Origin of the sequence: Paenibacillus sp. Soil750 (assembly GCF_001428045.1) — a bacterium.
In the GTDB taxonomy this organism is placed as follows: domain Bacteria; phylum Bacillota; class Bacilli; order Paenibacillales; family NBRC-103111; genus Paenibacillus_E; species Paenibacillus_E allorhizoplanae.
This window is the reverse complement of sequence record NZ_LMSD01000004.1, coordinates 1-20,972: the sequence shown is the minus strand read 5'-3', so window position 1 is coordinate 20,972 and position 20,972 is coordinate 1. Positions and strand designations below refer to the sequence as shown.

The following is a 20,972-nucleotide window of genomic DNA, read 5'->3' as shown; positions in this document are numbered from 1 at the left end:
TTAGCTCCCTACGCTGCGTTTTTTGAATACCCCGTTCAGGATGAAAATAACCAATGGGATTACGACGAATAAAGGGAGTTCAATAATCCAAGGAACAACCTTCAGGCCTACAAAAATATGGCTGGCAATGTTTTTGGCGGTGTAGATGGAAATAAACCAAATCAGTAAAGCGACCGGTATAATAACCGCGCGATGATTTTCCGTTCTCCACTGCATGGTGATTGTTGTGCATGCCGCATAGGCGTACAGAATGATTTTGAACAAGCCGCCTGTAATGAAAGTTGTTACGACAAAGGGATCCAAATTGTCGATGAAATCGGCGATTCGGATCAACTGAAAGCTGGTGAGCAGCGGATAAAAGGAACGGTAGAACAGGTCAGGTCCCAGCGTACTAACGGCAATAAGATCAAGTACGACAAAAACAGTGCCGACTAGAAGGGAGGAGTACAACGCAGCCTTACGAAACTTGCTAGGGCTGACAGTTAATTTCCAGAATACGGCGAAGATGATAACTTCACCGAAGGTTGTTGTTAAGCCTAGTGGGAATATCGTTACACCAATGCTTCGCCAATCCGATGCAACAGGCAGCAGCCACGAGAAGTCAATGGCATCCGAGAAGAAAAGCAAAATGAGTTGGATGCAGGTAAACAAAAAAACGATGATAATACTGAGTTCAGCTAACCGAGCAATTCGTTCAATCCCAGCATAACAAGCATAAGCAACTAATGAGACAAGTAGCAGCATTAAGAACGGGGCTGGTGTACTTGGGAGTAGAAATGTGCTCATTAACTCACCTAAATCCCTTAGAATACGCCCCGATTCGTAAATAAAAGCAAAAATATAGAGAGTGGTTAACAGGTGGCCTACATACTTGCCGAAGGTTATTTGAAGCAGAGAAACCAAGGTTTCACCTGGATTGCGTTCATAAATACGAGAAAACATCCATACGATGCCTATTCCAATGGTGGCACTGATTAGGGCAGCTAACCAAGCGTCCTGCTTAGCACCGCCAGCGAAGCCAAATACAATGGTTGTACCCAACTGGAATAAAAACATCAGACAGAATGTTTGCCATGTCGAGAGCACTTGAATCACACAGAACCCCCCTGACGTGCTAATGATCTTACTATTTTCAAATTAGGGAAAAAATATCCTTCCTTGCCTTTAAACACCTGAGGTCATACAGAATAGATAGTGAAATCGTCCATTAGCCTAGTCCACATGACCCTATGTCGACATAAAATAAGTCCATAGACGACGTAATGAAGGAGTAGAACCTATGAGCATATCTCCCAAAAAGAAGGAGCGCATTAAAGTCAAACACAAGGTAGTGATTTTACTCCAAGATCGTGATGCTACTGCTAAAGTTTACGTGGAAATTCTTGGGGATTTAAAATCACGGGAAGTTATGATGGAAGCCATGAAACGCTTAGAAAATGGGTTAATCTATACGGATGAGAAATGTACAATGCTCATTGATAGTGATTATATCGAGGTGCTTCCGAGAAGGAGTCTCAGTCGTAGAGAAAGGGAGGACTTCATTTTCTTAATCGATCGGGCATACGCAGAAAACTATGTCGTTTCGGCAAAAATTATCAAGTAATGGTTTCCATGTGGTGCAAAAAACCCCTAGTCGTGCAGTCAGGAGCTAATCTTTCCTGAACTGGCGAGTAGGGGTTGTTGAGGTTACGTTGATTATTTCTTACTTGCAGATGGGAATGTTTCTACGGAAGTTAAACGATCGTAGAAATCAGTGAAATTATTTCTTTCAGCTGAGTCAAGCAAGGCCATTGCTGTACGAGGGTGCTCGTCTAGTGCACCAACGATCATGTATGGAATGAGGTAGCCCCAATCCCATTTCTCACGCATTGTAATCATATGCTTCTCAATGATTTCAAGAACAGGACGTACATCGTAGCGTGCACCTTTGAGGTGGCTGAGCAACAATTCAGTCGTACAGTTACCAGCAGCGCGACCCATACCGTATACGGATGAATCCAAGAAAGTTACACCTTTGGAGGCTCCTGTGATCGTGTTAGCGAAAGCAAGCTGCATGTTGTTATGCATATGCAAGCCTAGCTCCTTCTCAGGAAGTAAGCGTTGGAATTTGGATACTAGGTAGTCAATATCTTTGCTGCCCATGCTGCCGTAAGAATCTACGACATAAACAACGTCAACTGCGCTTTTGTTGATTTCTTCAAAGGCTTCCGTTAATTCGTTCTCCATTACGTGGGAAAGCGCCATGATGTTCAGGGATGTTTCGTAACCCATGTCATGGAATTTCTGAACAAGCTCAAGACCTTTATCAACATCCTTGATGTAACAAGCAACGCGGATCAGGTCAAGTAAGCTGTCTTCACGAGGCAAAATATCTTTCTCATCCACACGTCCGATATCAACAAGAGCGGATAGTTTTGTATCTGTTTTTTTGGTGATAACATCACGCAAGAAGGATTCGTTTAGGAATCTCCAAGGGCCGGATGATCCGCCTTTTAGTAACTTTTCTGAGTTTTTGTAACCAATTTCCATATATTCTACGCCGGCAGCGCTCAAGCCGCGATACATATCTTGGACAAACTCCACGCTAAAATCCCAATCGTTAACTAAACCGCCGTCTCGAATCGTACAATCCAAAATCTTGTGTTGATGATGCTTTACCATACTCGCAAATACCCCTTTCGACAGCTCTTGTCGCCTTCTGATTTTGCTATATTATCACTTATGAACAGGTGGCTTGTCAATGCAAGCATAGGCTTTCACGCAACTTTTCTAGGTAGGATATGGTAATATGGAAGGGACAGAAGTGATCACGTGAGGAGGATGCACGGAATGAATCGGAACGAATGGACATTAGCAAGAGAGGTTGCTGTAGGAGCAGCTGTGAAAGCAGGTGAATTGGCCAAGAAACGTTTTGGTGGTCAATTCATCCTTGAGCACAAAGATGAGCGTGGTGATCTCGTGACAGAGGTGGATGTGCAGGCGGATCGTCTTATCGTGGATGACATCCTGAGTGTGTTTCCGACTCATCGCATCTATAGTGAAGAAGCGGGTGAGGGTGGATCAGCAAGTGATTGGGTGTGGCACGTGGATCCCTTGGATGGGACGAACAATTTCGCACTGGGCATCCCCTTGTACGGTGTTTCCATTTCATTGAGTTATCAAGGTCGGATTGTACTGGGTGTCGTACATGATTCGGCCATGGAACTGACTTATGTGGCTGTTCAAGATGAAGGAGCTTGGCAAGGTGACAGGCGGTTGCTGGCGAGGCCTAGCGGTGCACTAACGAAGTCTACCGTTTCATGGATTCAAGGGCATGCCGTAACGAAAGACGATCAGCGGGCATTAGCGCTCCGACATCATCTGGAGTATTCGGTCAAAAGAGTGATGCGCTTATGGGCGCCTTCCATTGTATGGGCGATACTGGCCAGAGGAGATCTGCACGGGGTTGTTCTGTACAACTCCGAAGGGGAGGATCTCTATGCTGGCTTACTGCTTGCGCAGGAGGCTGGTGTGAAAGTGACGGATTTCGCGGGGAATCCGGTAGCTTTGCTCGGTGGCACAGCAGTCGTAGAGGAAGCGGTGACGGACGGAGCTATCTATTTGGTCGCCGCTGTACCGGCCTACCACGCCGAGCTGCTCCAGCTCGTTCAAAAGGCACTGATGACGACGTCGAAATAGGTTTTCGAATAGGATAGGAACAATTGGTCAAACCTAATGGCAGACTTTCCATTTGAGCTTATGCTTACGATGCTAGTTTTTCTGGCGAAAAACTTTTAGAAGAAAGGGTGCTGTTAGATGAAGGACTTTGTTCCTATCTTTTTTGAATTCGATCAAACGCGAGATGCGTTGCTGGCGTTAGACACATTAGAAGAGCTCGGCTATAAGCCTGAGCTGCTGGAAGGGGAACGCGCAACGTTGCACATTCATCTAGATGCGCAGGAGATTACCTCGGCCATCGAAATCTCTCAGTCCCACGGCGGACGGCTCGTGGATCGGCCGCAGACGCAGTCCGAGCAGGCCACCTTCGCAATGGCGTATGACCTGGAGGGCTCCATTCGCATTCCGGCACATACCGTGAATGAAGATTGGCCCGACAGCTATGCCGCATCCGCGGTGGTAGCGGACCGCGATGCGGTACCGAGCGATGACGAGGCGGCTTTCGATCCTTCGGCGGATGACTACAATCACTTTAGCGCCGGTATTCGTATTTAACTGGCGGTGGTAGTCGAAGGATGCGAAGCGGGACTGATCGTGGACAATGATAATAGCTCGAGGGTATGATCCTCGGGCTTTTTGGCCTGGCTACTGTTTTTCTTATAAGAATAGATGGATATTCTACAGCTAATTCAAGAGTTTTTCCTCCAAAAAACAGAATAGATGGATTACCTACAGTTAAATTCAGGGATTTCCGTCCACATGACCAAATTTGGAGATATTAACTGTACCTTTTCCATCTAAATCTAATATTGTAGGGAGATTGCCTTGAATAGCTGTACATTTTCCAGTTATTTTGTGCTGTTTAACTCGAGTCAGCTTCACCTTAGACCGTATATCCGGGCTCCGATAGTTGCTCTTCCCTTATCCAACATTATTTCATAAAGTGTTGAAAAGAAGGTAACCTTTCTCACCCTGCATACGTTTGTTGTAATAAGGAAGATATGTGAAGAAGGAGTGGTTCTCATGGGAAGCAGGTGGAAGATTGTAACCACCGTGGTGTTGGTTAGTTTGGTCAGCGCACTAGCAGGCTGCAGCGAAAAGATGACGGTAAACGGGGGCACGAGCAGCTCTGGGCCAACAACGACGCAACCAACCACGAGTGTCACTTCGTCGCCCTCCCCTGTGCCAACGACACCAGTTGCGACGTCCACGCCGCAGGCAACAGCTAGCGTGAAGCCTTCTCCAGCTGCAACGCCTCCCAGCTTCTCGACATCGGCAGATGCGAAGAAAGTCATCGAAGCCCGTGCCCAAGAAGTGATGGCCCTACTAAAGGAGAAGGATATATCGAAGCTTGCAGGTCTCGTGCATCCGCAGAAGGGTGTCCAATTCTCACCATATTCCTACATTCACACAGCGACAGACATTCAAGTGCAAGGCAGCAATCTTGCGACGTTATGGGCTAGCTCAAGTCTCACGCATTGGGGCACTTTCGATGGCTCAGGTGATCCGATTGACCTCACATTTCCTAACTATTGGGCAAAATTTGTGTATAACGCTAACTTTGCCGCCGCACCACAGATTAGCTATAACTCTATTATTGGCAAAGGGAATATGATCAACAATGTGTTCAGCGTGTATCCTACGTCTTCCTATATAACAGTTGAATACCATTTCCCTGGTTTCGATCCCCAGTATCAAGGTATGGATTGGACCAGCTTAAGACTTGTTTTTGAATATACAGGATCACAGTGGTATGTGGTTGCTATCGTTCATGATCAGCATACGATGTAGATAATTTACACGAAATTTTATAAAAAAGAACTAAAGCCGAATCGACCTTCGTATAAATAGGAGGAATGTTCGGTTTTTTATGTTAACTGGAAATTGTAACCATTGACAGCCTATGTGAGTTGTCATATATTTATCACAATTAAACCAAGTGAACCAATAGGGATTGGAGATGTTGACCATGCAAAACAACTTAGTTAGTGCATTTCAAACGAACTGGGTCAGTTTAGTCGTATCATTAGTAGTGATTGGATTTATCTATTTTTTAGGTAGAAAGAGAGTCAGTTTCGGTAACCGCGTATTTATCGGTTTAGGTTTAGGTATCATCGCAGGGGTCATTTTCAATCAGGCAGGTCTGCAATTCAAAAGTGTTAGTACGATCGGAACGATTTACGTCAATCTGATCAAAATGCTTGTTATGCCACTGGTATTTATTTTAGTTATTAACAGTATTTCGTCGTTGTCCAGCATGGCTCAACTTCGTAAATTGGGTTTCAAAACGATCGGTTGGTTCCTACTCACAACGGGAATCGCAGCTTTGATCGGTCTACTTGTGGCATTGGCGATTGATCCAGGTAATGGGATCGCTCAAGCGGTTCCGAAGGATTTTAAAGCCAAAGAAATTCCGACTTTCTCCCAAGTTATTTTGGATCTAGTACCATCCAATCCAATTAGCGACATGGCGAGTGGTAAGGTTGTACCGGTTCTAATCTTCGCGATTTTCGTAGCTGTGGCGATCGTATCCATAGGCTCCAAAAAACCTGAAGCTGTTGCATCCGTGAAGTCTTTCGTTACTTCAGCAGCTGCGGTTATGCACCAAGTTGTTAAGTATGTTATTCGTTTGACACCTTATGGGGTGTACGCGTTGATCGCGGCTATGGCAGCTAAATACGGTTGGGAAACATTGGAGCCGTTAGCAAAAATCATTTTGACTTCCTACGTGGCATTAATTATTCACTTCGTCTTGGTATTCGGTGGCCTTGTGCTGCTGGTAGCGAAAGTGAATCCAATTAAATTCTTCAAAAAGGCATATCCGACGATCGCTGTTGCTTTTACAACACGCAGTAGCTATGCAACACTTCCTGTGAACTTGGAAGTTATCACGAAACGCCTTCGCGTTTCACCGCGTATCGCAAGCTTCGTGGCACCGCTTGGGGCAACGATGAACTTCAACGGATGCGGCGGCGTTTGGCCGGCGGTAGTAGCGATTTTCGTAGCAAAAGTATACAATCTTCCACTAGGTATTTCTGAGTATCTATTGTTAATCCTAGTAGCTGTAATCTCTTCCATCGGGGTAGCTGGTGTACCAGGTCCTGCATCCATCTCAACAACGGTTGTATTGACTGCACTTGGCTTGCCGCTTGAAGGTATGGGTCTAGTTCTAGGCGTTGAAGCCTTGATCGACATGGGTCGTACAGCTGTTAATGCAACGGGAACAACTGTTACAGCATTACTTGTAGCTGAATCCGAAGGTGAATTCGACCGTGCTTCATTCGATCGTGATGAGGAAGATGAGTTGGAATTAGCAACTGCTTAATAAATTGACATGCAAAAAGACGAACAGCACCTTGGGTGTGTGTTCGTCTTTTTGGTTTTGGGGTAAGCGACGCTACCTCTTTGTCGGTATCTAAAACCGCGGGAATACGTAACGGACCAGGAAATACAGCAGTCCGAAAATGATAATGATGTACGCAGCATATTTGATAAAGGTTGATGCGACAAGTCCCTTGTCAAATTTTTGCTCAATTCGCTTCTGCTCAATGTCCACGCTTTTCGTCGGTTCCATCGTTCTCAGCTCCCTTGTTTGGTATTGGGGTTGATCTCTATACCAACTAATACCCGTTAGGGAGAAGGCTGAATCACCGGACTGCTACAAATGGAACAAAAGACATTAACTTCGTATCCGCATATTCTAGCTACCTGAGGGGACGAGTAGCATTAAATGGAAAACCTCCAGTTAAACTAACCAATTAGAATCGAAATCATCATTTAAATGGAAAAACCCCAGCTAATTTCACGTCATTCGTCAATTTCAACGAAGATGTGCAAAATTAGCTGGAGGAAATCCAGTTATTCAAAACAAATAGCATTTCTTGCGCAAAATAGCTGTAGTTTTTCCAGTTAATGAAGTTAAAGAGCGTCGGTGGTGGAGTTTCTGTATAAAAGGAGATATCACCTAGCCCTGCATCGCCGCATGCGTACCCGCCATATAACCCGTCGAGAATGCGGCGGTGATGTTATATCCACCCGTGTATCCGTGAATATCGAGGATTTCTCCGCAGAAGTAGAGACCTTGAACCAGCTTAGATTGCATCGTGCTAGGATCGACTTCCTTGAGCTGAATACCGCCGCCAGTCACGAAAGCTTCTTCCAAAGACAGCGTCCCCTTGACGATTACAGGGAAGGCCTTCATGAGCTTGCACAACTCCAACCATTTTTGCTTCGGAATGTTGTCATACGTCAGCTGCTCGTCCAGCTCCGATTTCGCGAGTAGAAGCGGAATGAGCCGCTCGGATAGCAGGGACTTGAGTACGTTTTTGATCGCTTTCTTCGCGTCGCTTCTAGCGAGCGTCATGCTCTCATTGTACACCTCGTCGGTGCTCAGATCAGGGAACAAATCCACCGTGACGAGCACTTCCTTGCGCTCGGACTTGTTCAGTTCCTTCACAACGAACTGGCTGCAGCGCAGCGCGATCGGCCCTGACAGACCGAAGTGGGTGAACAGTATATCGCCGCGATGCGCGATGATCGGCTTCCCCTTCGCGTTCAGCACGCTGAGCGTCACGTCGCGCAAGGACAGTCCTTGCAGCTCGCGACTGCGGATGAAAGGCTCCTTCGAGGTTAACGGAACCTCGGTCGGAAACAGCGGCGTGATCGTGTGCCCGCCCGCCTCCGCCCACGCATAACCGTCTCCCGTGGAGCCAGTATGCGGCACCGAGCATCCGCCGGAGGCGACGATCACAGCGCGGCTACTAATCGTCTCTCCGCCCTGCAGCTGAACGCCATTCACGGCGCCGTCCGCGTACAAGACCTTTTTGACCGGACTGTTGGTCCGGATCTCCACACCCTGGCGCCGCACTTGGCCGATCAACGCGTCGACGACGGTTTTGGCCTTGTCGCTGATGGGAAACATCCGACCATTGTCCTCTTCCTTGAGCTGGATGCCGAGATTCTCAAAAAAAGCAATAATATCCTTATTCCCAAAATGGGTGAATGCACTATAAAGGAATCGCCCGTTGCCGGGGATGTGCTTGATCAATTCATCCATGTCTTTGTTGTTCGTCACGTTGCATCTGCCGCCACCGGAAATGCCGAGCTTGCGCCCCAGCTTATCTCCTTTATCGACGAGCAGCACCTTCGCGCCGTCTCTGCTTGCAGCAATACTAGCCATGAGGCCAGCAGAACCGCCGCCAATTACGATTACATCATATGTCATTCCATAAAGCCCCTGCCTCGCGTATTTTCTCATATCATAGCATGTAAAGAGCAAGATATTCAAAAGATACACACAGTACGTGGATAACTTGTTGATAAAATAGCTGTTTTCGTGGATAACCGACCTATCGTCTGTGGACAAACATAGGTGAATTGTGGATAACATGCATTTTTCCCTAATTTCATCCACAATCGATCTTCCGTGCAATCCTTTAGGTAAAGCTATCAACACCCTGCTTACCATGTCCGTCGCTAAAATGATAGTGATCGACCTGAAGATCCAGCCATCGATGCCCGAGGGAGGTTTCCCGCCCGTAGTAGTGAAGCTCATCATACTTGGTAAGCACAATCGCTTCACAAGCGTCACTGCGTTAGGCGAAGAGGGACAGGCCAGCCTCTAGCCCAAGTGAGCCTAACAATCGTGCCCATACATGGCATGCCACGAGATCATGACCAGCAACTGTGCATTGCAGTACATCGCTGCCGGAGTCAGCATCTCTGCGATCTTCGAGTGGATTGTACGTAGATAGCGCTCCCTCTGGCATCGCAATCGCACCTAACTTGGCGTTCTCGTGCCATGGATTTTGAATCCCGATCATCCATGGCTCCTGCTCGGAGCTAGATGGTCCCCAGATCGTGACATCGCCCTGAGATAGCAGGCGTCCCCGTGAAATGGATAAGGTTTTCTTCAAATAGTCGGTTAATCTTTTCAGGGACCAACTTTTGTCGAGTCCTTGCAAATGAATATACGTATGCTCCGGCAGTGTAACTGATTTGGTCGTAGGATTTACCTTCCAACCTTGCGTTGCAGGAGCTGGTATGTGGGTTAGCGTGGTCTTCTCTTTATATAGAAGAGGCGTATATTTACCATCTGTGATGGCTTGATACATTTCAGCAAGGAACAGTACCTCTAGCATGGCGTTGGACACAAGGCAGCTTTCACCGGCTAATGTATTTAAAAGGTTAATTTCACTGTCAGGGAGGCTTTGGCTGAATCGCTTTTCTTCACGCCCGAACCATTCGTTGCCGATCTCATGAATCCGCAGCTGTTGTCTCTGCTCACCGAGGGGAAGAAGAAGTTCAATAGCCGAGTCCAGCGTTTGAAAATGAAAGGGGAGGAAGGTGTTTGTTGTCATTGTCATCAGGAATTCCTCTTTTCTGTCGAGTCCATACTTATAATGAGATCAGTATATGAGGGGTAGCTGAGATTGAATTGACCGTTAGCTGAAAAGTAGCTGAAGATATGTTAACTTTCAGCTAGCTTTCAGCCGCTGCTCAGATTGCTTTTAGGCAGGATATGGGATACTGATTGTAGAAGTCGTGTACGAATGAATTTCTCGGGGGAGACGATGGCAGATGCGTCAATTAAAAGGGATTAAAATACTACTCGTCGATGACGAGCCGCATATCTTAGAATTTCTAGAGCTAGGGCTAACGAACGAAGGCTTCGAAGTGATGACGGCACAAGATGGCATCAGTGCGATCACAGCTTGTAATAAATTTCAGCCGCATATCGCGATTCTGGATGTCATGATGCCTGGGATGGATGGTTTCGAGGTATGTCGCATGATTAAGAAGACAGACAATGTCGCGGTCATTATGCTAACAGCCAAAGATGAAATCGATGATCGGGTAAAAGGGTTAACACTCGGAGCCGATGATTACATGATCAAACCGTTTAGCTTTGAGGAGCTGCTAGCGCGGATCTATGCGCGGATTCGGAACCATTTTCCAAACTTGTTCGGGGAAGTCGTTATTGGACCGCTTCGCATGGACGACCGCCGCAAAGAAATCAGTATGCATGATCGGATCTTGGAGCTATCGCCAACGGAATACGAGTTGCTTAAATTTATGGCGATCAATCACGGTCTCGTGCTGAGTAAGACGATGATTCTGGATAAAGTGTGGGGCTATGATTTTGGCGGTGAGGAAAATATTGTGGAAGTGTACATACGCTCCCTGCGCGACAAATTAGGAGATAAGGAGCACAAGCTGATTCGCACCATTCGCGGGGCGGGGTATCGGATGGATTTGACATGAAGACGCGCGGTTGGTTCGCTGCTGTCTTGGAGACGAAATCCTTAAAGTTTCAAATTTTATCTCGCACCTTATTGGTGATGTCGGCACTCTTGCTGTTAATTGGCGTGTTTCAATATGTATTCATGCAGCAGTTTATGTTTCAAAATAAAGCAGAGACGATTCGCAACCAGCTTGCAGCACTGCCGCCTAACGTGTGGCTTCGGGCTGAGCTAGGAGGAGATAAGAGTACAAGCCCATTTCTGCCTAGGCAGGATTTCATGCGCAACAATCGGCAGGATAATTTCGGCGAAGGTCCGCGGATTTTCGTACCGGATTTAACAATTGCGCTGATTGATGACAAAGGGACCTATAAACTCGTTTCCTCCCAAGATGAACAGTCGACGCTGGAGTTGGACAAAGAAGAATATGTGAGAATCCTGCAAAAGCGCACAAAGAAGCAGGAACATTTAATCATGAAAGACAGCAAAGGGAATGAGCAATTAATTGTGTTTCATCAAATCGGGGGAGGGGAACCAGATCGTTCCCGCGGCTATCAGGGGCTCATTCAAGCAAGTACAAGCACAGCGCCGATTAAGGATGTTCTCCTAAGGCAGCTGCTCACGTTCCTATTTCTATCCATGCTTGCGATGGTTATTGGGTTGCTAGGTTTCCTGCCTGTGCTGCGCCGGACACTTGTGCCACTGTCTAATTTGGTAGATACGGTAAAAAGTATTGATTCCGGTAACTTGAATGAACGCTTCCCTGACCATCAAGGGCAGGCGGAGATGGATCGCTTAGCGACTTCCTTCAATAGTATGCTGGAGCGGTTGGAATTTTCTTTTGAGGCGGAAAAGGAAGCGAAGGAGCAGATGCGGCGTTTTGCTGCGGATGCCTCGCATGAGCTTCGCACACCGCTTACTTCCATTCATGGCTTCCTGGAGGTGCTGCTGCGTGGGGCATATCAACAGCCTGAACCGCTGTTGAAAGCTTTGAAAAGTATGCACGGCGAATCCGTCCGTATTAATAAATTAGTTGAGGACCTGCTGCTATTGGCGCGGTTGGACCGAACGCCGTCTTTCCATAAGACGGAGGTAGCCATGGACGATGTGCTTCATGAAATGGAGCATCAGCTGCGTCTGCTCGCAGGCGAGAGGGTGGTCACCTTCCTCTTGGAGCCGGAGACGCTGTGTCATTGCGATCCGGATAAAATCAAGCAAGTGATCCTCAACTTGTTCCACAATGCCGTCCAGCATACGCATCCAGAGACAGGTGAGGTAAGGGTCTCACTGACGAGGAGGGACGCAGGCATTGAGATCGCTGTACGTGATAACGGCCCAGGGATTGCGCCGGAGCATATCGCCCATTTGTTCGATCGGTTTTACCGCATCGACTCCTCGCGGGCAAGACGCAGCGGCGGAGCGGGCTTAGGCCTTTCGATTACGCGCTCCATTGTGGAGCTGCATGGCGGATCTATTCATGTGGAGAGCACCGTCGGTGAGGGAAGCGCGTTTATCGTGCGGTTGCCGCGATAGGTAGGAGAAGAAGAGGCTGACGCTGAGGCGTTGGCCTCTTTTGTGTTGGCGGCGTGCCCAGTGGCACCCGGATTCATGCCGAGTATTCAGCTTCGGCGGCGGCAATAGATGGATTTCATACAGTTAATTTGGATGAAAATCCTGATTTTGAGCAAATAGATGGATTTCATGTAGCTAAATTCAGCTGAAGTGGCTGATTTCACTGAAATCGTCAGAAATAGATGGAGGAAATCCAGTTAAAGGTTGGTAGTAGGGAATTGTGCGGGAATTAACTGTACTTTTTACTGTTAATGGTTGTGGGGAAGGGGAATGCATCCCAGCGCAAACAGTTTTCGCAACCCACCATAAACTAGCTACTCTAACCCATCCTCCTCCCCACCAGCATTGCCTATCCCGCGTACACGAAAGGCCAACCGTCGAACGGTTGGCCCTTGGCATCAGCTAAGAAACAAGCTTACGGCTACTCGGGCGAAGTGCCCATGATGCCATGACGAGCGCTAGAAATACTAGCGGCTGGGCAGCGAGGACTAAGCCATCGCCATTCAAAATATGCGAAGCTGCTGCTCCCGTGAGCTCGAAGAAAAAGCCAGCGTATGCCCATTCTTTCAGTCGGGGAAAACGCGGGATCAGGATGGCAATGACGGCCATCAGCTTCCAGAAGCCCAGGATGGTCAAAATATACTCGGGATATCCGAGCCCAGTCAATGTAGTGATTTGCTGCTCACCATGGGTTATGAAGAAGAATCCTCCGATGACGAAACTCGCAGGTCCTAGGATGGTGGTTACCCAGTAAGCGATTAGCTTATTGCGCTCTTTACGATAAGACATTAGACAGCGTCCCCCTATCTATTTCGAAATTGTGCTCATATAATCCTTATTCTACCATAAAGAATGCTGAAATCGAACACCAGTACGCAAATTTTAATGTAATTTAAGCCATACCATTTTCAGCCAATTCTCAGATAGCTCTCAACCAACCTTCAGTTTACGCTCAGATGGGTTTCAGGTAAGGGGTCTATACTTGGTTTTGTAAGGGAAACACAAACACAAATCCAAAGATGAGGTGGAATACCATTATGAAAAAAATCAGCAAAAAAATTCTCGCAGGTTCACTAGTAGCATCTTTTGTCATCGGAGTTGGCTTAGTAGGAGCCCTACATAACGAAGCGTTCGCAGATACAGCAGTAGGAAATTCCACAAGCACAGCGGCACCAACAGCAGGACAGGGCGGCAAAGGCTTTAACGATAAAGGTCGTGGACAAATGGGAGATCGCGGTGGCTTCCGTGGCGGTAACGTGATAAAAGAAACAGCAACGATTCTAAGCGTTGAAGAAAGCGCTGTGCAGGAAGCACTTAAAGCAGATAAAACATTAGCAGCGTTTGCCCTTGAAAAAGGATTATCGAAGGAAGATTACTTGTCCAAGCTTGTTGCAGCCGAGACAGCTACGATTACAGCTGAAGTCACAGCTGGGAAGCTGACACAAGAGAAGGCCGATGAGATTATTAAAGGTTTGAGCGACCAATTAACGAAGCAAATTGATAGCACTGGCTTCAAGGGCGGCTTTCCAGGCGGCGGTAAAGGTGGACCTGGAGGTAAAGGAGGTCCAGGAGGCTTTGGTGGTGGACACTTCGGCAATCCAGAAGTCATCACGACAATTCTGGGTATTACACAAGATGAGTTGAGAACAGAGCTGGAATCAGGCAAATCCCTCGTGGATATCGCAACAGCGAAAGGGATTAGCGAAGATGATTTGATCAGCAAAATTAAAGACGGTATGACAGATTCGATCAAGAAGGCTGTTGAGGAGAAAGGTACGGCTCACCAGCGTCCTGATCGGGGTGCATCCAAACAATCAGCAACACCAGCTCCGACAGCTACTAACTAAGGGGTTGTAATAGAAAGCTGCTCACCATGTGAGCGGCTTTTTGTGCTTGAGGTGGGAAGTTGCTGCAATGTTGCTAGATAGGGAGCACTTAAAGTAGCTAAGTGTAGGAATATGTCGAGCATAACAACTGGAAAACATACAGTTAATTTCGCATGAATTCCCGTTTTCATTCTACTAACTGTAAAAAGTACAGCTAATTTCGAGCTATTAGGCCAAGTACGCCAGAAAGTGAAGAAATAGATGTACATTTTCCATCTAATCTCTAGATTTGATGGAAAACCAGAAGAATAGCTGGAGTTTTTCCAGTTAATTGTGCGTAGGGTGGCAGACGGGTGGCAATAATCTTGGTGGCAGTCGGATTTCGGCGGTAGCAGCAGTGGCAGTGGCACTGGCAATATCGGTAGCAGCACTGGTATTGGTACTGGCAGCAACAGTAGTGTAGCAGTAGCAGTGGTAGTAGCAGTAGCACTAGCAATATCTGCAGCAGCAGCAACTTCAGCGCTGGCACACAGCCCGTCCCCATTTTCAGCAAACGCTCAGCTTTCGTTCAACTTACTTTCAGCTTACACTCAGACAGGTTTCAGTCGCCCCTAGTAGACTACATCTTGTGAAGATTGTACGACCTAGGCAACGAGTGTTTAGGTAAACCGTGAGAGGGGTTATGACGGATGAAAGTAGGCAGTAAGAAAAGGTGGCTCATAGTAGCCCTGGCGGCCATCCTGTGTGGGGCAGGTACATACTACTATGTACATAATAATGCGAAGCCAGCAACAGCGGCAACACAACAAACGACAATGAAAGTGACCAAGGGCGCCATTTCGATGGCCGTATCAGGGACCTCCCAATTGGACGCTAAGGATAAGCAAAACATTGTGATCCCGATCGAAGGTATCATCAAAACGATGAATTTAACCCAGAATCAAGCGGTTAAAAAAGGCGATGTGCTCGTCGAACTTTCTGTCCCGTCAACGGAAACGAATCTCAAGGAAGCGCAAGTGACCTTGGGGCAGCTGGAGAGTGATCTAGCTGAGCTGCAGTCTGAACAAGGAAATATGAGCGTATCCTCTCCGATGTCGGGCAAGATCACACTGAATGCTAATTTTGATGTTGGCAGCCAAGTGAATAAAACGACGAAGATCGGTACGATTTCAGATACAACGCAGTTTAAGGTAAAACTGCCATTTTCACTGCAAGAAGCTGTGCAACTGAAAAAAGGTGACCCCGTAGAGCTGAGCGTGGATGGCTACTTGTTATCCAAGGTTGGAGCAGTCGATACGATTGGCCATGAAATTAGCGCTGACGCGAATGGGAATAAAGTGGTGTTGGTCGATGTGCTCGTCGATAACGATGGTACGCTTTCGGCAGGCTTAAAGGTCAAAGGCAGTATCGGCAGCGGCACTACCAAGGTGGCGTCCTCCGATCAGGCTGAACTTGCTTATGTGCGCACGGCGTCTATTTTCTCCGAAGCTAGCGGTACGGTGAAAACGCTGAAATTCAAAGATGGCGATACGATTAAACAAGGCGATCTGATTGTGACCCTTTTTAACGACGACCTCCAAAAGAATATCGTCTCCAAACAATCTGCCATTGAAAGCCAGAAGATTCGTGTCAGCGATGCCCAGCAAAAAGTCGATCAATTAACGATCAAAGCACCGTTTGATGGCGTGTTCTCGGCGGATTTTGCCAACAGTAAAAATAATGTCCTTCGGAATTACCCGGTTGGCGCGCAGATTAATGCGAACACCACGCTCGGTGCAGTGGCTAGTCTAAGCACGATGCAGCTCGCAATTGCTGTGGATGAGCTTGATCTGACGAGTGTGAAGGTCGGACAAAAGGTTAACGTAAAAGTCGATGCGATTGCAGGGAAAACTTTTACAGGTGAAGTGACTTCTGTATCCAATGTGGGTACAACGACGAATGGCGTGACTACGTATGATGCGGTTGTGGCCATTCCGAATACAGCACAGAATGATTTGAAATATGCGATGACGGCGACGGCTGAAATCCTCATCCAAGATAAGAAGGATATTCTCGTACTACCGATTCAAGTCGTGACGACAACAAGAGGCAAGTCGACGGTTACGGTGAAGAAGGCCGATGGTACAACGGAAGAGCGGGAGTTAAAAGTAGGTATTCGAAGCAAAACGCAAGTTGAAGTGCTCGATGGCGTAAAAGAAGGCGAAGAGGTAGTCACGCCAGTTCGCAGAGCGACAACGACGACAAATCAGCAACAGCAAGGCTTCCCAGGCGGAGGTGCTTTCCCAGGTGGCGCAGGCGGATTCCAAGGCGGTGCAGGTGGAGCTGCTGGCGGCGGTGGTTTCCAGGGTGGCGGTAATGCTGGCGGTGGCGGAGCGCGTCAATAAAGAGCTAGCCTTGCCCCTGAAAGGAGCGAATGGGATGAATATCATTGAGCTAAATGAGATCACGAAGAGTTACACCCGTGGTGCGGAGGAATTGCAGATTTTGCGCGGCATTACCCTGCATATTGCAGAAGGGGATTTTGTCGCCATTATTGGTCCCAGCGGATCGGGTAAATCGACGTTGATGAATACAATTGGGCTGCTAGACAGCCCAACGTCAGGTTCATATACATTGGATGGCGTAGCTACTGAGAAAATGTCAGACAACGGACTTGCTCAGCTGCGCAATCGGAAGATTGGTTTCATTTTTCAACAGTTTAACCTGTTGCCAAGGCTGACAGCGATGGAGAACGTGGAGCTTCCGATGATTTATGCAGGTATTCCTCCTAAACAACGGAAAGAACAAGCCAAGCGCATGCTGACGAAGTTAGGGATGGGAGAACGTGGACATCACAAGCCAAGTGAGCTTTCGGGTGGACAGCAGCAGCGGGTTGCGATTGCGCGTGCATTGGCCATTTCACCGTCGCTCATTCTAGCGGATGAACCGACAGGCGCCTTGGATTCCAAAACGGGCATCGAGGTACTCGAGTTGATCAAAGAGTTAAATCAGCAGGGCAATACGATTGTGTTGATCACCCATGATCATCACATTGCAGACAATGCGAAGCGCGTGGTGGCGCTGCGAGATGGCGAAATCGTCAGTGATACGCGCAATGATGCTTGGTCGGTTGAAGTGCCTAAGTTAGAGGAGGCGCATTCATGAGAATTTGGGAGCTTTTCCAAATGGCGATGAGCACCATTCGCTCGAATCCGTTACGAACGGTTCTGACCATGCTAGGCGTTATTATCGGGGTTGCTTCGGTGATCACGCTTGTCTCGATTGGTCAAGGAACCTCCAAAGCCATCGAAAAGCAATATGAAGGACTAGGAACGAATCTCCTAACGGTTAACCTAATGGGGAACGGACGCGCCACACAGTTGAATTACGATGAGTTCATGACCCTAGAGGGCACAGCGGGCATCTCGTCGATTGCACCCACTATGACGCAGAATAGTAGCATTAAGTTCGACCGCACAACGGAGAGCTACAATGTGATCGGAACGAATGACCGTTATTTGGATCTGCAAAAGGGGAAGATGGCCAGCGGACGTTTCCTCGCTCAGGCAGATTTGGATTTCCGCAATCATGTTGCGGTTATCGGGAGTGAAGTGGCTACGAAGTTTTTTGGCAAGGAAGATCCGATCGACGAAGAAATTAATGTGAAAGGCTACATGTACACGATTATCGGTGTTCTTCAAACGAAAGGCTCCAATACGAGCGGAACTTCTTTAGACAGCTCCGTGTTGGTGCCGCTGCCGACGATGAGCCGGGATTTTAAGCTAGGTAACATTCGGACTGCCTATGTGGAAGCATCCTCTGGTGACCTCGTTAGCCGAGCACAATTAGCCGTAGAAGCTTACTTATTTCAGAAGTTTAAAAGCACGACCGGCTACAATATTTTGAACTCATCCGAGCTCATTAGCGCAAGACAAACGGCGTCTAGCACGCTGACCAACCAATTGGTTGCTGTTGCTGCGATTTCCCTGCTTGTAGGCGGGATCGGGATTATGAATATTATGCTCGTGACGGTGAGTGAGCGGACGAGAGAGATCGGGATTCGGAAGTCGATTGGGGCGAAGCGAAGAAATATTTTGCTGCAATTCCTAGTCGAAGCTACCTTGATTAGCGGGATGGGTGGTCTGATCGGTCTGCTGGTCGGGGTCGCTTTATCACTGGCCTGGCCGTATATCAATCCAAGCCAAGAGACGAGTCTTTCGATCAACGTAGGGCTTTACGCATTTTTATTCTCAGCACTTGTTGGTGTCATTTTCGGTTTATATCCAGCGAATAAAGCATCAAAATTAAAACCTATCGACGCTCTGCGTTACGATTAGGCAACAGGAGGTTTGTACTATGATTCGTCAACTAACATCGATTGGACTCCGCTCCAAAAACTCACTTAAACAGACAAGTCTAGCTGTACTACTGACGGGAAGTTTGCTGGCTGCCTCATGGGCAGCTCCAGTACCTTCCGCACACGCCGCATCCGAGGGCGTTTTTATCTCGAAGGATTCCTATTTTATGCTAAATAGAGCTTCACTTTCCTCATCATCCTTGCAATTTTCCGTCCTGTTCCATAATGGAGAAAATCAGACGCTTGATTTTAACAAGTATGGTGTACGTGTCACGGATGGTGCTGGACATAGTTACACGGCCAATTTGAGTGAGAAAAAGAGCGGCATCGTGAACGGCGGGCAAGAGGAAAGCTTCAGATTCTACGCGAATTTGCCAACTGGTGAAAATGCTGCTGATTTGAAAGTGGATGTATTCCGCTGGGATTACAATAAATCCGACTTCATGAATCATCTCGGTGAGCTGCCGATTGCCTCCGTCATCCAAGATGGGCAGCTGGAAGCGCCAGAAGAAATTATTAGCTTGCGCACGCTAGACAGCACACTTGCGAATGATGCGTCCCTTGCTTTTGGGCTAGGCCAGAGCGTACGTGTGACCGAGAATGGCAAATGGTACATGTACACGCAAGTTGCAGCAAAGAACTTAGGTTCAAGCAGCGTGAAAGTACCCGCAGGATTGCTAGCTAGACTTGTGGATGCCAATGGTATGAAATACACGGCGACAGTTGCGAGTGGGGCGGATACGGCTATTTTGCCCAATCAGTCCGATACCTTGACGCTCAAAACGCTAATTTCTAAAGGCATGCCTACAAGCGGGCTAACGTTGGAATATTATTATCTCAATCAAAGTGAAGATGTTTCACTGGGAACTTTAAGTATGAATTCGTCGCTGAATACGGTAGCTTTGGGCGTGAAACAGAGCTATGCGGGGCAGCAAGATGGCGAGAACGTGACTGCGAAGGCAAGCTCGTCTACGTATTCGATTCAAGCGGATGGTGTCCATGTTCAGACGGTGGTTACACTGAGCAATGACGGGGACGTTGTCGCTCCTGTCCCTTCCTTGGCAGCCTCCTACCAGTTCGGTGACTCAGGCTCATCCGTGTCATCGACAGATAACAGTACGCGCAGCGGCTTTTTAGCGCCGAAGGAAACGGCGACTTATTACTTCAATGCGACGCTGCCAACGGGCATCGATCCGAATGCGGCACAGCTCGTGCTGTGGCAGAAAGCGGCGGCTAGCACGGGAAGCACGACGGGGAGCGGGACAACGACCACGACAGGTAGTACGGGAAGCGGATCAACGGCAGGTAACAGTGGGGCTACGACGGGAACAACAGGAACAACAGGATCTACAGGAACAACAGGAACAACGGGACAACAGCCTGTGGCTGTTTTCGTGCTCAAAGGCGCGAGCGTAGCCCAAAACGGCTTCACCACAGCGGTAGACTATGAGCTTGGAACCAAGCTTGCTCTGGGCAGCAGCGTTGTGAACCCGAATCTGGATGTATCGCTCATTGAGCTTCATGCGCATGAGAATGACGATCTTGGCTACAAAACCGCGATCGCCAAATACAAAATTACGAACAACGGCACGAGCACGCTCGCGCTGCCTGATCTCCAGAACGAGCTCATCGATAATAAAGGCAATGCATATACCGGCTCTCGTCAAAGCGCGGCGGCTACGCAAATTGCACCAGGAAGCTCCTATGTAGTCAGCTACTCCTACTTGCTGCCTAATAAAGAAACGACAGAAGATGATTCATTTGCGCTGAATGTGTACGATGATAAGTCCGTTTCAGAAGGCAATGTGTCCGCAGGGACGTTCAAAGTTGCTTTACAGGGAGAAGAAACTGGAGATACCATCGCGATCTATCCATTCTCACTTAAAGTGAATGACAGCTCGATTGGCTGGACGTATAGCGGCGGAACCTATTCCTATGTTCTTCAACTAGACATGGATATTACACATGAAGATCAAGTCATTATTGATTCTAATTTCTCCAAAATCCAATTTGAAATGGTCGATTCTCTCGGTCGTATCGTTGGCACCCAAGATGCTTCATTAATGGGTACAGGCAAGTTAACGAGCGGTAGCCAGAGAGTAAGCATTTCCGGTTTGAAAAACGAGCAAGTGCAAACTGGCGTCATTGTCAATATGTATGAAGTCATTGACACACCGAACGGAACGGCGAAGCGCCTTCTGAAGCAATTTAAGTAAAAGAGAAAACAGCCCTACCCTTGGATTTGAACTGTGACCCGTAAGATGGACACTTTGAAAAAAGTGCCCTCTTACGGGTCATTTGTGTTTTAATCAGACTATGAGAATGGAGCGGAGGAAGAAA

19 protein-coding genes are annotated in these 20,972 nt (G+C 47.7%); 13 read left to right on the top strand and 6 right to left on the bottom strand.

Going from position 1 to position 20,972, the window contains the following annotated elements; genetic code table 11:
- Complete coding sequence (locus ASL11_RS05390) at positions 1-1,095, bottom strand: GerAB/ArcD/ProY family transporter (RefSeq protein ID WP_056610692.1); 1,095 nt, start codon at positions 1,093-1,095, stop codon at positions 1-3.
- Between the two features lie 184 nt (positions 1,096-1,279).
- Between ASL11_RS05390 and ASL11_RS05385 the strand changes: the two genes are divergently transcribed.
- Positions 1,280-1,603, top strand: a complete 324-nt coding sequence (locus ASL11_RS05385) for a hypothetical protein (RefSeq protein ID WP_056610690.1) — start codon at positions 1,280-1,282, stop codon at positions 1,601-1,603.
- Positions 1,604-1,695: 92 nt separating this feature from the next.
- On the opposite strand, the gene ASL11_RS05380 is transcribed toward ASL11_RS05385, so the two are convergent.
- The gene (locus ASL11_RS05380) at positions 1,696-2,661 is read right to left on the bottom strand and encodes an aldolase catalytic domain-containing protein (RefSeq protein WP_056610687.1); all 966 of its coding nucleotides are present in this window, start codon (positions 2,659-2,661) and stop codon (positions 1,696-1,698) included.
- Between the two features lie 168 nt (positions 2,662-2,829).
- Between ASL11_RS05380 and ASL11_RS05375 the strand changes: the two genes are divergently transcribed.
- From ASL11_RS05375 to ASL11_RS05360, 4 genes are all read left to right on the top strand, one after another.
- On the top strand, positions 2,830-3,678 hold the full coding sequence (locus ASL11_RS05375; RefSeq protein ID WP_056610683.1) for an inositol monophosphatase family protein: 849 nt from the start codon (positions 2,830-2,832) through the stop codon (positions 3,676-3,678).
- A gap of 117 nt (positions 3,679-3,795) precedes the next feature.
- Complete coding sequence (locus ASL11_RS05370; protein ID WP_056610680.1) at positions 3,796-4,212, top strand: hypothetical protein; 417 nt, start codon at positions 3,796-3,798, stop codon at positions 4,210-4,212.
- Between the two features lie 468 nt (positions 4,213-4,680).
- Positions 4,681-5,448: a hypothetical protein gene (locus ASL11_RS05365; protein ID WP_056610677.1), complete on the top strand. Its 768-nt coding sequence runs from the start codon at positions 4,681-4,683 to the stop codon at positions 5,446-5,448.
- A 178-nt stretch (positions 5,449-5,626) separates the two neighbouring features.
- Positions 5,627-6,982 (top strand): dicarboxylate/amino acid:cation symporter, encoded by a 1,356-nt coding sequence (locus tag ASL11_RS05360; protein WP_056610673.1) that lies wholly within the window; start codon positions 5,627-5,629, stop codon positions 6,980-6,982.
- Between the two features lie 90 nt (positions 6,983-7,072).
- On the opposite strand, the gene ASL11_RS37065 is transcribed toward ASL11_RS05360, so the two are convergent.
- The 3 genes from ASL11_RS37065 to ASL11_RS05350 all read right to left on the bottom strand — a co-directional run bounded on the left by ASL11_RS37065 (position 7,073) and on the right by ASL11_RS05350 (position 10,022).
- Complete coding sequence (locus ASL11_RS37065; protein WP_164483561.1) at positions 7,073-7,231, bottom strand: hypothetical protein; 159 nt, start codon at positions 7,229-7,231, stop codon at positions 7,073-7,075.
- Between the two features lie 390 nt (positions 7,232-7,621).
- Positions 7,622-8,881: an NAD(P)/FAD-dependent oxidoreductase gene (locus ASL11_RS05355; protein WP_056610670.1), complete on the bottom strand. Its 1,260-nt coding sequence runs from the start codon at positions 8,879-8,881 to the stop codon at positions 7,622-7,624.
- A gap of 370 nt (positions 8,882-9,251) precedes the next feature.
- Complete coding sequence (locus ASL11_RS05350) at positions 9,252-10,022, bottom strand: FAD:protein FMN transferase (protein WP_056610667.1); 771 nt, start codon at positions 10,020-10,022, stop codon at positions 9,252-9,254.
- A 214-nt stretch (positions 10,023-10,236) separates the two neighbouring features.
- Between ASL11_RS05350 and ASL11_RS05345 the strand changes: the two genes are divergently transcribed.
- Both ASL11_RS05345 and ASL11_RS05340 read left to right on the top strand, forming a co-directional pair.
- Complete coding sequence (locus ASL11_RS05345; RefSeq protein WP_056610663.1) at positions 10,237-10,920, top strand: response regulator transcription factor; 684 nt, start codon at positions 10,237-10,239, stop codon at positions 10,918-10,920.
- The gene (locus ASL11_RS05340) at positions 10,917-12,431 is read left to right on the top strand and encodes a sensor histidine kinase (protein ID WP_056610660.1); all 1,515 of its coding nucleotides are present in this window, start codon (positions 10,917-10,919) and stop codon (positions 12,429-12,431) included. Before ASL11_RS05345 ends, ASL11_RS05340 begins: the two co-directional genes overlap by 4 nt.
- 441 nt (positions 12,432-12,872) lie before the next feature.
- On the opposite strand, the gene ASL11_RS05335 is transcribed toward ASL11_RS05340, so the two are convergent.
- Positions 12,873-13,259: a DoxX family protein gene (locus ASL11_RS05335; protein ID WP_056610657.1), complete on the bottom strand. Its 387-nt coding sequence runs from the start codon at positions 13,257-13,259 to the stop codon at positions 12,873-12,875.
- Between the two features lie 248 nt (positions 13,260-13,507).
- Between ASL11_RS05335 and ASL11_RS05330 the strand changes: the two genes are divergently transcribed.
- From ASL11_RS05330 to ASL11_RS05310, 6 genes are all read left to right on the top strand, one after another.
- Positions 13,508-14,317: a hypothetical protein gene (locus tag ASL11_RS05330; RefSeq protein ID WP_056610655.1), complete on the top strand. Its 810-nt coding sequence runs from the start codon at positions 13,508-13,510 to the stop codon at positions 14,315-14,317.
- 310 nt (positions 14,318-14,627) lie between these two features.
- Entirely contained in the window at positions 14,628-14,759 is a 132-nt protein-coding gene (locus ASL11_RS37820; protein ID WP_268796185.1) for a hypothetical protein, read from the top strand.
- A 226-nt stretch (positions 14,760-14,985) separates the two neighbouring features.
- The gene (locus ASL11_RS05325; RefSeq protein WP_056610652.1) at positions 14,986-16,680 is read left to right on the top strand and encodes an efflux RND transporter periplasmic adaptor subunit; all 1,695 of its coding nucleotides are present in this window, start codon (positions 14,986-14,988) and stop codon (positions 16,678-16,680) included.
- A 34-nt stretch (positions 16,681-16,714) separates the two neighbouring features.
- Complete coding sequence (locus ASL11_RS05320; RefSeq protein ID WP_056611329.1) at positions 16,715-17,440, top strand: ABC transporter ATP-binding protein; 726 nt, start codon at positions 16,715-16,717, stop codon at positions 17,438-17,440.
- A complete protein-coding gene (locus ASL11_RS05315) occupies positions 17,437-18,612 on the top strand; it encodes an ABC transporter permease (RefSeq protein WP_056610649.1) in 1,176 nt (391 codons plus the stop codon). Before ASL11_RS05320 ends, ASL11_RS05315 begins: the two co-directional genes overlap by 4 nt.
- A 19-nt stretch (positions 18,613-18,631) precedes the next feature.
- Positions 18,632-20,848, top strand: a complete 2,217-nt coding sequence (locus tag ASL11_RS05310) for a hypothetical protein (RefSeq protein WP_056610646.1) — start codon at positions 18,632-18,634, stop codon at positions 20,846-20,848.
- The last annotated feature ends 124 nt before the right edge of the window (positions 20,849-20,972 follow it).